The sequence below is a fragment of the Aeromonas sp. Y318-1 genome (assembly GCF_027706125.1).
Taxonomy (GTDB): Bacteria; Pseudomonadota; Gammaproteobacteria; order Enterobacterales; family Aeromonadaceae; genus Aeromonas; species Aeromonas hydrophila.
Genome location: NZ_JAPDCM010000004.1, coordinates 108,660 through 122,130, shown reverse-complemented (window position 1 = coordinate 122,130; position 13,471 = coordinate 108,660). Strand labels below are relative to the sequence as shown.

The window sequence follows — 13,471 nt, the reverse complement described above, 5'->3', positions numbered from 1 at the left end:
AGCACAGCGTGTTAAATCGCTATCCGCTGTGGAAATACCTGATGGTGGTCGTGGTGATCGCCATCGGTTTTCTATATGCAGCCCCCAATCTTTACGGCGAAGACCCGGCCTTGCAGATCTCTGCCAGCCGGGGGGCCGAAGTCAAGCTGGACACCCTTGATCTGGTGAAAGAGACGCTCGATGCGGCTCAGATCCCGGTCAAGCATGCGGCGTTCGAGCACGGCTTCATCCTGGTTCGTTTCAAAAATACCGAAGAGCAGCTCAAGGCGCGCGACATCGTCGCCAACAAGCTGGGCGACAACTTCATTACCGCTCTCAACCTGGCCCCTTCCACACCTGCCTGGCTCGAAGCCATTGGCGCCAACCCGCTCAAGCTGGGTCTGGACCTGCGCGGCGGTGTGCACTTCCTGATGGAAGTGGACATGGCCGAGGCGCTGACCAAGCAGCAAGAGCAGATGGTGCAGGATTTCCGCTCCGAGCTGCGTACCCAGAAGATCCGTTATTCCGGCGTGCGCCGGGCCGGTGATCAGGTACAGGTGCTGTTCCGTGACGAGGCCGATCAGGCCAAGGCCATCTCTCACCTGCGTCGTCAGAACCCGGATCTCACCTTCACCACCGAGCAGAAGGGGGACGAGTTCGTCCTGCTGGCCGGTCTGAGTGAAGCCAAGATCAAGGAAGTGAAGAAGTACGCCCTCGAGCAGAACATCACCATCATCCGCAACCGGGTGAACGAGCTGGGCGTGGCCGAGCCGCTGGTACAACAGCAGGGTGCCGAGCGCATCGTGGTGGAACTGCCCGGCATTCAGGACACCGCCCGTGCTAAGGAGATCCTGGGCGCGACCGCGACCCTGGAATTCCACATGGTCGATGAGACCGCCGACATCCAGGCCGCGGCCGACGGTCGGGTGCCGCCGAGCTCCAAGGTCTACAACGATCGCAACGGACGCCCCGTGGTGCTGCAAAAGCGCATCATCTTGACCGGTGACCACATCGTGGGTGCCCAGTCCGGTTTCGACGAATACAGCCGTCCCCAGGTCAACATCAAGCTTGATGGCCAGGGTGGCAACAAGATGGCCAACTTTACCAAGGACAACGTTGGTAAGGGCATGGCTACCGTGTTCATCGAATACAAGCCGGTCGGTCAGCCGGGTCCGGACGGCAAGCGCAAGTTCCGCAAGCAGGAGGAGGTGATCAACGTCGCCACCATCCAGTCGCGCCTTGGCAGCCAGTTCCGCATCACCGGCATCGACAACGCCAACGAAGCCCATAACCTGGCGCTGCTGCTGCGTGCCGGTGCGCTGATCGCCCCGATCCAGATCGTGGAAGAGCGCACCATAGGCCCGAGCCTGGGTCAGCAGAACATCGACAGCGGTATGGAAGCCATCGGCTGGGCCATGCTGGTGATCGTGCTGTTCATGGGGATCTACTACCGTGCGTTCGGCTGGGTGGCCAACATCGCCCTCACCATGAACCTGGTGCTGATCGTCGGTATCATGTCAATGATCCCGGGGGCCACCATGACCCTGCCGGGCATTGCCGGTATCGTCTTGACGCTGGGCATGGCGGTGGATGCCAACGTGCTGATCTACGAGCGTATTCGTGAAGAGATCCGCAACGGTCGCGGGGTGCAGCAGGCCATCCATCTGGGCTTTGATCGGGCGTTCTCGACCATCGCCGACTCCAACGTCACCTCGCTCATCACCTGTGTGATCCTGTTCGGTATCGGTACCGGCGCCATCAAGGGCTTCGCCCTGACGCTGGGGATTGGTCTGAGTGCTTCCATGTTTACCGCCATCACGGTCTCCCGCGCCATCATCAACCTGGCCTGGGGTGGACGGCGCCTCGACAAGCTGCCGATCTAAGGAAGAGACATGTTTCAGATTCTACATTTTGAAAAGCCCATTCCCTTCATGCGCTATGCCAGGCCGGGTGTGGTCTTCTCTACCCTGCTGATGGTGATCTCCCTGTTCTTCCTGTTCGATCGGGGCCTGAACTGGGGTCTGGACTTCACCGGTGGTACCACCATCGAGGTGGGCTTCCAGCAGTCGGTGAGCCTGGACAAGGTGCACCAGGTGCTGGACGAGCAGAAGATTGAAGGGGCGACCCTGCAACACTTCGGCTCCAGCCGTGACGTACTGTTCCGCCTGACCCCGAAAGAGGGGGTCAAGGTGGAACAGCAGGGCAACGAGGTGCTGGCGGCGGCCAAGCTGATCGATCCTGCGGCCGTGCTCAAGCGCGTCGAGTTCGTCGGCCCTTCGGTGGGTGACGAGCTGGCGACCGACGGTGCGCTGGCCATGCTGGCCTCCATCATCTGTATCCTGATCTACGTGGCGGTGCGCTTCGAATGGCGTCTGGCCATGGGGGGCATTCTCTCCCTGGTGCACGACGTGGTGATCACCCTCGGCGTCTTTGCCTACTTCCAGTACGAGTTCGACCTGACCGTGCTGGCGGCATTGATGACCCTGGTGGGTTACTCCCTGAACGACACCATCGTAGTGTTCGACCGACTGCGGGAGAACTTTCGCAAGGTGCGCAAGGGGGATACCGAGTACATCCTGGATCTCTCCATGACCGAGACCCTGAGCCGGACCATCATCACCTCGGGGTTGACCTTCGTGGTGGTACTGGCGCTGCTGCTCAAGGGCGGTCCGCTGATCCACGGTTTCTCGGTGGCCATGGTGATCGGTGTTGCCTTCGGTACCTACTCCTCCATCTATGTGGCGAGCTCGTTCGCCATGTTCTTCGGGGTCAAGCGGGAGCACATGCTGCCGACCCAGGTGGAAAAAGAGGGCGCGGATCAGCAAGAGATCCTGCCGTAAATGACAAGGGCGCCGCGAGGCGCCCTTTCTCTTATCGTCCGGGTGAGTCATTATGACGGTTTTACCCACGGCTGTTGGCCAACAGGCAAGGAGCAAGCCATGCAACACAATCCCCGTTTTCTGGCACTGGTAGAGGCCATTCGTCCCCGGGTGACCGAAACCGATGTACATCAGATCAAGCGCTGGCAGGATGAGGGCCGAGCATTTCATCTGATCGACGTGCGGGAAGAGAGCGAGTGGGCCAGGGGCCATCTGCCGGGGGCGACCTACCTCGGCCGTGGCGTGATCGAGCGGGACATCGAGACCCGTTACCCGGATCCCGACACCGAGCTCTACCTCTATTGTGGTGGCGGATTTCGCTCCATTCTGGTGGCGGAGAACCTGCAGAAGATGGGCTACGACCGGGTGGTCAGCGTCGATGGTGGCTTTCGGGGCTGGTGTGATGCCGGATACCCTGTCGAATCCTGATTTATTTGAGGGAGAGAGGCTCAGCCACATGACAAAGTGTCGGCTGACCTTTACCATATGCCGGGTCAAGCGTAAGCGTCGGAGTGTTCATTGAACGTCAGGAAAGGGATTGGATACCTCCTTGGTATCCTGTTGCTGCTCCCCATGTGGGGTTGCAGCAGTAGCAGTCAGGTTGAAGCGCCTCAAGTTCCCAAGCCGCAACCCGCTTCACTGGTATTGGCGACCCCCCTGCAGGTCTCTTACCAGAGCGAGTTGGCGTTGGCGCGACTCGGGCAGATGCTCAGTGAGATGGAATTGACCACGGAGCAACGGGCTGAACTGTTTTATGAGCGTGCTGTCGTGTTTGACCGGGTAGGCTTGCGCTCCCTGGCGCGGCTGGATTTCAACCGCGCCCTGCGGGAGAAGCCGGATTTCGCCGAAGCCTACAACTTCATCGGCGTCTACTTGGTGCAGCAGCAGAATTATGACGAGGCCTACGAGGCATTTGATTCCGCCCTCGAGCTGGCTCCCGATTATGACTATGCCTACCTGAACCGTGGCATTGCGCTCTATTACGGCAATCGTCCTGAGCTGGCCGCGGCCGATATGAAGCGCTTCTACGAGGCGCAGCCGGAAGATCCCTATCGGGTGATCTGGCTCTATCTGGCCGAACAGAAGCTCAATGCACCGGCCGCCATGAGCCGGATGCGCGAGCGGCTCAACAAGTATGATGACGATGCCTGGAACTGGGATCTGGTGCGCCTCTATACCGGCGAACTAAATGCCACCCAGTTGATGGGCAACGTGGTGAAAGGGGTGAAGGACAACCGGGAACTCGCCGAGCGCCTGTGCGAAACCTACTTCTACCTCGGCAAGTTTGAACTGGCCAAGGGCAACCGCAAGGAAGCCATCAGCTACTTCAAGCTGGCGCTCGCCAACAACGTGTATGACTTCATCGAGCACAGATATGCCCTGCTCGAACTGGAGCTGATGGCGCGCAAACCCCTGCCGCCCGGTGCCCAGAGTGCCCAGGGCAAGAGCAGCAAGCAGGCATCTTGAGCTTGCCCTGTTGCCGGTTGGAATGATGTAGAAAAGGCCTCATTGCGAGGCCTTTTTGCTGTCCGGGTGTCAGACGCGACGGTGTGAGTCACCCTCGGCAGATGGTATGCCGCCGGCTCACTGCGCCAGCATCATGCCGGGGATCTGGCGCCAGTAGCCGTTGCAGTCGCGCTCCTGCTGCAGGAGCAGGGGAGCCTGGCCCTGCTGGTTGGCCTTGAAGCGGTCCAGCATCGTCAGGGTGTCCAGCCCTTCTGGGGAGAGGCGCACCACATCCACCAGCCCCTCCATCCCGGCCAGATCGTTGCCCAGGTTGTAGCAATAACCGGACTGGGTCTGTATGCCGTTGAGATTGAACACCTTCTGCCCCTCTCGGCTGCTGGCGAGCCGGCCGATGGGGTAGTCGATGCAGGCCAGTTCGCAGTTGTCCTTGGGCCGGTCGAGGGAGCGGGCGGTGAAGCAGCGCGCCGAGTAGGCGAGTGGCAGGTGGCCGTAGGCGAACACCTCCACCTCGAACTGCTGGCGGGCACTGCCCAGATCTTGATTGAGCTGCACCAACCAGTCACGGGAGAGCTCCACCGGCATCACCCAGCGCTGCATCCCCTGTTTGAGCAGCATGCGCAGCACGTCGGCATTGTAGGCGTTGATGGCGGGGCCGCAGACGAACGGCAGCCCGGCTTCGCTGGCGAGCTGGACAGCCCCCAGATCATTGGCCTCGATCATCAGTTCGCCGTTGTCGACCAGTCGCTTGACCTCCTTGAGCTCGGAGGGGGCGGAGATGAGCGCCAGCGTGGAGAGCACCGCCTGCTTGCCCGAGCCGGCCACCTGACGGGCGAGGGCAATCCAGTCGTCCACTTTGAGTTCACGGCGCTTGCTGCAGACGGTTTCCCCCAGATAGACGATGTCGGCCTGGCTGGCTGCGGCCGCCTGATAGAAGCTCTGGGTGTCGGCCTTGGGCCAGTAGAAGAGCAGGGGGCCGAGAGAGAATTTCATGAACAGGGCTCCTTATTGCCACTGGCGATGGTAGGCACCGAGGGTGGTCTGGCTCCCCTCGGAGACGCGGGCGAGCTGGGCATCCCACTCAGCCTTGACCTGATAGGCCTCCGGATTGGCCTGATAGGCGTCGATGGCGGCGCGCCAGACCCGGGTGACCTGCTCCACGTAGGCGGGGCTGCGTTGGCGCCCCTCGATCTTGACCGACTGGATACCGGTCTGGAACAGCTCGGGCAACAAGCCAAGGGTGTTGAGGCTGGTGGGCTCCTCCAGCGCGTGGTAGGTCTGGCCATCCACCTCGAAGCGGCCCTTGCACAGGGTCGGGTAGCCGGCGTTTTCCCCCGGGCCGTAGCGGTCGATCAGCACCTCGTTGAGGCGAGACTCGAGGCCGCTCGGGGTCTCCTCCCAGCGCACGAACTTGGCCGGTGAGCAGGCGCCGACGGTATTGGGGCTCTCGCCGGTCATGTAGGAGGAGAGGTAGCAGCGCCCCTCCGCCATGATGCAGAGGCTGCCGAAGGCGAAGACTTCGAGGCCGATGTCAGTCTCGCGGGCCAGCTGCCTCACCTGGTGCATGGAGAGGACCCGGGGTAACACCACCCGACCGACGTTGAAGTGCTGCTGGTAGAAGCGGATGGCGGCGGCGTTGGTGGCACTGGCCTGCACCGAGACGTGCAGCTCCAGATCCGGGTAGCGGCGGCTGGCATAGTCGAGCACGGCGAGGTCGGCGATGATCAGGGCATCGGCCCCCAGTGCGGCGCCCTTGTCCACCGCCTGTTGCCAGCGGGCATCGGAGCCCGGGTGGGCGAAGGTGTTGATGGCGATGTGCAGTTTGCGGCCATGCTGGTGCACATAGTCGACCGCTTTCTCCAGCTTGCTGTCGGTGAAGTTGAGCCCGGCGAAATGGCGGGCGTTGGTGTCATCCTTGAAGCCGATATAGACCGCATCGGCCCCGTTATCCACGGCTGTTTTCAGTGCCGGCAAACTACCTGCCGGACAGAGTAATTCCATCGGGTACGCTCCGAGAGGGCAAAAATGCAAAAGTGGCCCGATTGTATTCACCGGCGTCCTTCCACTTTTTGACCTGAGGCAGCTTTGTGTGGCTTTACCCTTCTTGAGGTAAGTGGGCACAAGTTTGATTTCCAACAGGATCATGGCTGCGGCCCTGTGCTTGAATGCGCAAAAAACTGGGAGTTTATCGTGTTTCAACAACTGCAACGTCGCCTGGTCGAACAGGCTCCCCGCATTCTGCGCCATCCTCTCAAGCTGGTGCCATTTTCCTTGCAGCAGAGCCTGATGGAGCGCCTGCTGGCCAGCGTGTTCAAAGAGGCCATCGCAGATGGCGACTTTGAATTTCTGGCGGGCAAGTGGCTCAAGGTGGAAGTCTCGGATCTGGAGCTCTGCTGGTTCATCAGCGAGCAGGATGGCAAGCTGGTGGTGGCGCGTCATTGCGAACAGGCCGATGTCTGTTTCAGCGGCACCACCAATGACCTCATTCTGATCGCCGGGCGCAAGGAAGATCCTGACTCTCTCTTCTTCCAGCGCAAGCTGAAGATTGAAGGGAACACCGAGCTGGGGCTGGAGGTGAAAAATCTGATGGACAGCCTGGATCTGGACGGATTGCCAAGCCTGGTGCGTTATCCCTTGCTGGATCTTGCCACCTTCATCGAGCGGGCGAAGGCGGGCTCAGCGCAAGAGGCGCACTCTGCGCCGGCGGGTGGGGTTGCGCCTCAGCTGTGAGACCAGCCCATCGGCATGGTGGCGGTAGTGATTGCGGGCCCACAGGCAGCGACAGGCCCACAGACAGGGCAGCAGTGCTAGCAGGGCGCCGGCGTTGGGAAGGCGCGAGAGCAGCAGACCCAGCGCCAGCCAGATGAACGGCTGGGCTTCGTAGAGCCACTCCGGCTGAAACCAGCGCTTGGTCGGGAAGATGACCAGATCGGTACGTCGATAGCTGGATCGCATCATCCAGACGGTGGCGCCGGCGACAAACAGCAAGGTGCCCGCCAGCCAGAGCAGCGGGGAGTGGCTGAGCAGGATGATGCCGACCGCCACCAGCAGATAGCAGACGGGCAACCTCTCATAAAGCCAGCGTGGGCACATGTTGCCTCCACTTTTCACCTTCCCATCCTTCAAGTCTAGCCAGTCAGCGCACCCGTCTCATATCGCTTTGTTCTGCAAAACGGCGTCATTGTTGTGAATTGGCGCGCCATTTACGGTGCCAAAATAGCGATTGGCTATGTTACAATTGCGCGCCATTTTTGACTGAAGATTGACTGGGCATGTTGGATCAGATTCGTATCGTGTTGGTAAACACTTCTCACACCGGCAACATGGGCTCTGCGGCGCGCGCCATGAAGACCATGGGCTTGAGCCAGATGGTGCTGGTTGATCCGCAAGCACAGCCCGATGACAACGCCTATGCGCTGGCCGCCGGTGCCAGCGATCTGCTGGCCAATGCCCGCATCGTGTCGACCCTGGATGAAGCCATTGCGGATTGTGGTCTGGTCATCGGTACCAGTGCCCGCTCCCGTACCCTGAGCTGGCCCATGCTGGGCCCCCGTGAAGCGGGCGAAAAGCTGGTAACCGAGGGGATGCAGCATCCGGTGGCACTGGTGTTTGGTCGTGAACGCACCGGCCTGACCAACGATGAGCTGCAAAAGTGCCACTACCACGTGGCCATTCCGGCCAACCCGGAGTACAGCTCCCTCAACCTGGCCATGGCGGTGCAGACCCTCTGCTATGAGGTGCGGATGCACTGGCTGCAGCAGGAACAGGTCGGTGAGACCGACATGGCGGTGGATTATCCCAGCGCCGAGCAGCTGGAAGGCTTCTATCAGCACCTGGAGCAGACGCTGCTTAAGACCGGCTTCATCGCCGACGATCATCCAGGACAGGTCATGAGCAAGCTGCGCCGTCTGTTCAACCGGGCTCGTCCGGAAGCGGTGGAACTCAATATCTTGCGCGGCATTTTGACCTCGGTGCAAAAACCGAGACCGCAGGATTAAACCCGACTGGATTACTCAACCATATACTTGACTAATTTAGTCGGGTATGTGACCATATGCCCATATTGATTGGTTCGCAAAACGGTAAGGCATATGAGACTGACCTCAAAAGGACGTTACGCTGTGACTGCCATGCTCGACGTGGCGTTGCATGCAGAGCAGGGGCCCGTACCCCTGGCTGATATTTCGGAGCGCCAGGGCATCTCCTTGTCCTATCTGGAGCAGCTGTTTGCCCGCCTGCGTAAGCATGGCCTGGTGAGCAGCGTGCGTGGCCCGGGCGGCGGTTATCGCCTCGGTCTGGCGCCGAATGCCATCTCGGTCGGTCAGGTGATCACCGCGGTCGACGAATCGGTGGATGCCACCAAGTGCCTCGGCAAGGGCGGCTGCCACGGCGGCACCCAGTGCCTCACTCACTCCCTGTGGCGTGACCTGAGCGAGCGGATCTCCAGCTTCCTGGGGGACATCACCCTGGCCGAGCTAGTTGATCAGGCCGATGTGCGCCGGATTGCCGGCAAGCAAGATGAACAAATGAAAACCGTGTTGTCCCTGGTAGACCGGGCAGAACGCGGCGATGTGAGCTTGAAAGTCCAACTATAAACAAACGTGCTTTCCACAGCTGGTCGATGTATGGCCCTGGCTGTAACGGAGAAAAACATGAAACTGCCTATTTACCTTGATTATTCGGCAACCTGTCCGGTGGACCCGCGTGTCGCAGAAAAAATGATGCAGTGTCTCACCATGGATGGCCTGTTCGGCAATCCAGCTTCCCGTTCCCACCGCTTTGGCTGGCAAGCCGAAGAGGCGGTTGATCTGGCCCGTAATCAAGTGGCAGAGCTGATCGGTGCCGACCCGCGCGAGATCGTCTTCACCTCCGGTGCGACTGAATCCAACAACCTCGCCATCAAGGGCGTCGCCCATTTCTACGCCGGCAAGGGCAAGCACATCCTTACCTCCAAGACCGAACACAAGGCGGTACTGGATACCTGTCGCCAGCTGGAGCGCGAAGGCTATGAGGTAACCTACCTCGAGCCGATGCCCAATGGCCTGTTCACCCTGGAACAGATCGAAGGCGCCCTGCGTGATGACACCATCCTGGTCAGCATCATGCACGTCAACAACGAGATCGGCGTGGTGCAGAACATCGCCGCCATCGGCGAGCTGTGCCGCTCCCGCAAGATCCTGCTGCACGTGGATGCGGTACAGAGCGTGGGCAAGATCCCGGTCGACGTGGAAGCGCTCAAGGTTGACCTGCTCTCCATGTCCGCCCACAAGGTATACGGCCCGAAAGGCATTGGTGCCCTCTACGTGCGTCGCAAGCCGCGTGTGCGCCTGGAAGCCCAGATGCACGGTGGAGGTCACGAGCGCGGCATGCGTTCCGGCACCCTGCCGACTCACCAGATCGTCGGCATGGGCGAAGCCTTCCGCATCGCCAAAGAAGAGATGGTGAGCGAAGGTCAGCGCATCATGGCCCTGCGTCAGCGTCTGTGGGACGGCATCAAGGATATCGAAGAGGTCTACATCAACGGTGACTTGGAACAGCGTGTGCCGGGCAACCTCAACGTCAGCTTCGCCTATGTGGAAGGGGAATCCCTCATCATGGCGCTGAAGGATCTGGCGGTCTCTTCTGGTTCTGCCTGTACCTCGGCCAGCCTGGAGCCCTCCTACGTGCTGCGCGCACTGGGCCTGAACGACGAGCTGGCGCACAGCTCCATCCGTTTCAGCATGGGTCGCTTCACCACCGAGGAAGAGATTGATTACGCAATCAAGCTTATCCGTGACTCCATCGGTCGTCTGCGCGAGATGTCTCCCCTGTGGGAGATGTACAAGGACGGCGTCGATCTGAACACGGTCGAATGGGCTCATCACTGATCCGCGGGATTGGTGTTCAACGGAATTAGCAGGAGTTAGATATGGCTTACAGTGAAAAAGTAATCGACCACTACGAGAACCCCCGTAACGTAGGTGGCTTCGACAAGAACGATCCCAGCATCGCTACCGGCATGGTCGGTGCACCGGCCTGTGGTGACGTGATGAAGCTGCAGCTGAAGATCAGCGACGACGGCATCATCGAAGATGCCAAGTTCAAGACCTACGGTTGTGGTTCCGCCATCGCCTCCAGCTCCCTGGTGACCGAATGGGTCAAGGGCAAGACCCTGGATGAAGCGGCCGGTATCAAGAACACCGACATCGCCGAAGAGCTGGCGCTGCCACCGGTGAAGATCCACTGCTCCATTCTGGCCGAGGATGCCATCAAGGCCGCCATCGCCGATTACAAGCAGAAAAAAGGTCTCTAAGGTCAGGAGCGCAGTATGGCCATTACCATGACAGATGCCGCAGCGGCACGGGTTTCCTCGTTTCTGACCAACCGGGGCAAGGGCATCGGCCTGCGCCTCGGCGTCAAGACCACCGGCTGCTCGGGTCTTGCCTATGTGCTCGAGTTCGTCGATGAGCTGGCAGATGAAGATCAGGTATTCGAGCAGGACGGGGTCAAGATCATCGTCGATGCCAAGAGTCTGATCCACCTGGATGGCACCGAGCTGGATTTCGTCAAAGAGGGCCTCAACGAGGGCTTCCAGTTCAACAACCCCAACGCCAAGGGCGAGTGTGGTTGCGGCGAAAGCTTCAGTGTCTGAGATGTGTGCAACACATGATCGCTTGTCCGTTGAACTGGTCGGCCACGGCCGGTTCAACCATGCCGCTTCGCTCACCTGAGCGCGAGCGGCATGGGGGCAGCATCAGTGTCTAAGAGGTCTGCATGAATTATTTCGAGCTGTTTGGGCTGGTTGAAGGCTTCGAGCTCGATACCCGTCAGCTGGCAGAGACCTACCGCCAGTTGCAAACCCAGTTTCATCCCGATCGTTTTGCCACCGCCCCCGAGCGGGAGCAACTGGCTGCGGTGCAACGTGCCGCCCAGATCAACGATGCCTTCACTACCCTCAAGGCGCCCCTGCGCCGAGCCGAGTACCTGCTCTCCCTGCGTGGCACCGAACTTCGTGGCGAGCAACAGACGTTGCAAGATACCGCGTTTCTGATGCAGCAACTGGAGTGGCGCGAGCGGCTGGCCGACCTGAAAGGGGAGACTGACCCTGAGCGTGCCATCAAGGATTTTCGCCAGGAGATCAGGCATGATCACCAGTTGTTGATGCAGCAGCTGACCCAGGCCCTCGCCACCGGCGAGGATCCGCGAGCGGCTGATTGTGTTCGCAAACTCAAGTTTGTCGACAAGCTCCTCGAGGAGCTGGAACGATTCGAAGACTCGCTGTTCGAGTCTTGATCCTTTAACGCTGGAAGTTTGATTACCCATGGCATTACTGCAAATCGCCGAGCCCGGCCAGAGCGCCGCACCTCATCAGCACAAACGTGCCGTTGGCATCGATCTTGGCACCACCAACTCGCTGGTCGCCGCCGTGCGCAGCGGTCAGGCCGATACCCTCTGCGACGAGCAGGGGCGTGATCTGCTGCCCTCCGTCGTGCATTACCAGGCTGACACCATCCGGGTCGGCGTCGATGCCAAGCGCGAGGCTGCCCTCGACCCACACAACACCATCGTTTCCGCCAAGCGGATGATGGGCAAGGCGCTGGCCGACATCGATACCCGCCAGCAACCCTATCAATTCGTGGCGGCCGACAACGGCATGCCGCAGCTGCAGACCCGTCAAGGGCTGGTCAACCCGGTTCAGGTTTCGGCCGAGATCCTCAAGAAACTGGCCGAGCGGGGCGCTGCCGCCCTCGGTGGCGATCTCGACGGCGTGGTCATCACAGTGCCCGCCTATTTCGATGACGCCCAGCGCCAGGGCACCAAGGACGCGGCCCGGCTGGCCGGTCTGCACGTGCTGCGCCTGCTCAACGAACCGACCGCCGCCGCCATCGCCTATGGCCTCGACTCCGGCCAGGAAGGGGTGATCGCCGTCTACGACCTGGGCGGCGGTACCTTCGATATCTCCATCCTGCGCCTGCATCGCGGGGTGTTTGAAGTGATGGCCACCGGCGGCGATTCGGCCCTGGGCGGTGATGACTTCGATCACCTGCTGGCAGACTGGTTGAAAGAGCAAGCCGGTTTGACTGGCGAGCTGGATGCCCGTCTGCAGCGCGAGCTGCTGGATGTGGCCGCCGCCGTCAAACACGGTCTGACCGACGCCGACGCCGTTCCCTGCACCTTTGCCGGCTGGCAGGGCTCCATCACCCGCAGCCAGTTTGACCAGCTGATCCAGCCGCTGGTCAAGCGCACCCTGCTGGCCTGCCGCCGCGCCCTGCGCGATGCGGGGCTCGAGCAGGAAGAGGTGCTGGAAGTGGTGATGGTCGGCGGTTCGACCCGGGTGCCGCTGGTGCGCGAGCTGGTGGGCGAGTTCTTCCAGCGTCCCCCCTTGACCAGCATCGATCCCGACAAGGTGGTGGCCATCGGTGCCGCCATCCAGGCCGACATCCTGGTGGGCAACAAGCCTGACGCCGAGATGTTGCTGCTGGACGTCATTCCGCTCTCCCTGGGTCTTGAGACCATGGGCGGCCTCGCCGAGAAGGTGATCCCGCGCAATACCACCATTCCGGTGGCCCGCGCCCAGGAGTTCACCACCTTCAAGGATGGCCAGACCGCGATGGCGATCCATGTGGTGCAGGGCGAGCGCGAGCTGGTGGCCGATTGCCGATCCTTGGCCCGCTTCACTCTGACCGGCATTCCGCCCATGGCGGCCGGCGCCGCCCACATTCGCGTCACCTTCCAGGTGGATGCGGATGGTCTGCTGTCGGTCAGCGCCATGGAGAAATCCTCCGGCGTGCAGGCCGAGATCCAGGTCAAACCCTCCTACGGACTGGGTGAGGATGACATCCTCAACATGCTGAGTGCCTCCATCGCCAACGCCCAGCAGGACATGGATGCCCGCATGTTGGCGGAGCAGCAGGTCGAGGCCGACCGGGTGGTCGAGAGTCTCAACGCCGCCCTGGCCGCCGATGGCGAGGCGCTGCTGAGTGCCGCCGAGCGGGCCGAACTGGATGCCGCCATCGCCCATCTGCTGACCATGCGCAGCACGGGCACCACCAACCAGATCAAAGAGGCCATCGAGGCGGCGGACGCTGCCAGTGGCGAATTTGCAGCCCGCCGGATGGATGCCTCCATCCGCAAGGTGCTGACCGGACAAAACGTCAACAAGGTGTAAT

The 13,471-nt window shown here is 61.0% G+C and carries 15 protein-coding genes; 12 read left to right on the top strand and 3 right to left on the bottom strand.

Annotated features, from left to right (window positions below; genetic code table 11):
• Positions 1-8 precede the first annotated feature (8 nt).
• From secD to nlpI, 4 genes are all read left to right on the top strand, one after another.
• Complete coding sequence (gene secD, locus OKB87_RS07550; RefSeq protein ID WP_011705625.1) at positions 9-1,862, top strand: protein translocase subunit SecD; 1,854 nt, start codon at positions 9-11, stop codon at positions 1,860-1,862.
• Between the two features lie 9 nt (positions 1,863-1,871).
• The gene (secF, locus tag OKB87_RS07545) at positions 1,872-2,819 is read left to right on the top strand and encodes a protein translocase subunit SecF (protein WP_016350392.1); all 948 of its coding nucleotides are present in this window, start codon (positions 1,872-1,874) and stop codon (positions 2,817-2,819) included.
• Positions 2,820-2,918: 99 nt separating this feature from the next.
• A complete protein-coding gene (locus OKB87_RS07540; protein ID WP_270827008.1) occupies positions 2,919-3,287 on the top strand; it encodes a rhodanese-like domain-containing protein in 369 nt (122 codons plus the stop codon).
• A 90-nt stretch (positions 3,288-3,377) separates the two neighbouring features.
• The gene (gene nlpI, locus OKB87_RS07535) at positions 3,378-4,325 is read left to right on the top strand and encodes a lipoprotein NlpI (protein WP_280940144.1); all 948 of its coding nucleotides are present in this window, start codon (positions 3,378-3,380) and stop codon (positions 4,323-4,325) included.
• Positions 4,326-4,442: 117 nt separating this feature from the next.
• Here nlpI and OKB87_RS07530 read toward each other — a convergent pair whose 3' ends face one another.
• Positions 4,443-5,315 carry a U32 family peptidase gene (locus OKB87_RS07530; RefSeq protein ID WP_270827007.1) on the bottom strand — a complete coding sequence of 291 codons (873 nt, stop codon included), beginning with the start codon at positions 5,313-5,315 and terminating at the stop codon, positions 4,443-4,445.
• 12 nt (positions 5,316-5,327) lie between these two features.
• Complete coding sequence (ubiU, locus tag OKB87_RS07525) at positions 5,328-6,323, bottom strand: ubiquinone anaerobic biosynthesis protein UbiU (protein WP_201903083.1); 996 nt, start codon at positions 6,321-6,323, stop codon at positions 5,328-5,330.
• Positions 6,324-6,512: 189 nt separating this feature from the next.
• On the opposite strand from ubiU, the gene ubiT reads away from it, so the two are divergent.
• A complete protein-coding gene (gene ubiT / locus OKB87_RS07520; protein WP_039214938.1) occupies positions 6,513-7,052 on the top strand; it encodes a ubiquinone anaerobic biosynthesis accessory factor UbiT in 540 nt (179 codons plus the stop codon).
• On the opposite strand, the gene OKB87_RS07515 is transcribed toward ubiT, so the two are convergent.
• Positions 6,999-7,415, bottom strand: coding sequence for a hypothetical protein (locus tag OKB87_RS07515; RefSeq protein ID WP_011705632.1), 417 nt, complete (start codon positions 7,413-7,415; stop codon positions 6,999-7,001). The two genes, ubiT and OKB87_RS07515, sit on opposite strands and share 54 nt — an antisense overlap.
• A gap of 179 nt (positions 7,416-7,594) precedes the next feature.
• Between OKB87_RS07515 and trmJ the strand changes: the two genes are divergently transcribed.
• The 7 genes from trmJ to hscA all read left to right on the top strand — a co-directional run bounded on the left by trmJ (position 7,595) and on the right by hscA (position 13,470).
• Complete coding sequence (trmJ, locus tag OKB87_RS07510; RefSeq protein WP_124251695.1) at positions 7,595-8,320, top strand: tRNA (cytosine(32)/uridine(32)-2'-O)-methyltransferase TrmJ; 726 nt, start codon at positions 7,595-7,597, stop codon at positions 8,318-8,320.
• A gap of 93 nt (positions 8,321-8,413) precedes the next feature.
• Positions 8,414-8,917: a Fe-S cluster assembly transcriptional regulator IscR gene (gene iscR / locus OKB87_RS07505; protein ID WP_011705634.1), complete on the top strand. Its 504-nt coding sequence runs from the start codon at positions 8,414-8,416 to the stop codon at positions 8,915-8,917.
• A gap of 57 nt (positions 8,918-8,974) precedes the next feature.
• Positions 8,975-10,189, top strand: a complete 1,215-nt coding sequence (locus tag OKB87_RS07500; protein WP_270827005.1) for an IscS subfamily cysteine desulfurase — start codon at positions 8,975-8,977, stop codon at positions 10,187-10,189.
• A 41-nt stretch (positions 10,190-10,230) separates the two neighbouring features.
• On the top strand, positions 10,231-10,614 hold the full coding sequence (gene iscU, locus OKB87_RS07495; protein ID WP_005299770.1) for a Fe-S cluster assembly scaffold IscU: 384 nt from the start codon (positions 10,231-10,233) through the stop codon (positions 10,612-10,614).
• 15 nt (positions 10,615-10,629) lie between these two features.
• The gene (gene iscA / locus OKB87_RS07490) at positions 10,630-10,953 is read left to right on the top strand and encodes an iron-sulfur cluster assembly protein IscA (RefSeq protein WP_011705636.1); all 324 of its coding nucleotides are present in this window, start codon (positions 10,630-10,632) and stop codon (positions 10,951-10,953) included.
• A 122-nt stretch (positions 10,954-11,075) separates the two neighbouring features.
• The gene (gene hscB / locus OKB87_RS07485) at positions 11,076-11,594 is read left to right on the top strand and encodes a co-chaperone HscB (protein WP_016350399.1); all 519 of its coding nucleotides are present in this window, start codon (positions 11,076-11,078) and stop codon (positions 11,592-11,594) included.
• Positions 11,595-11,622: 28 nt separating this feature from the next.
• On the top strand, positions 11,623-13,470 hold the full coding sequence (gene hscA, locus OKB87_RS07480; RefSeq protein WP_270827002.1) for a Fe-S protein assembly chaperone HscA: 1,848 nt from the start codon (positions 11,623-11,625) through the stop codon (positions 13,468-13,470).
• Position 13,471: the final 1 nt, after the last annotated feature.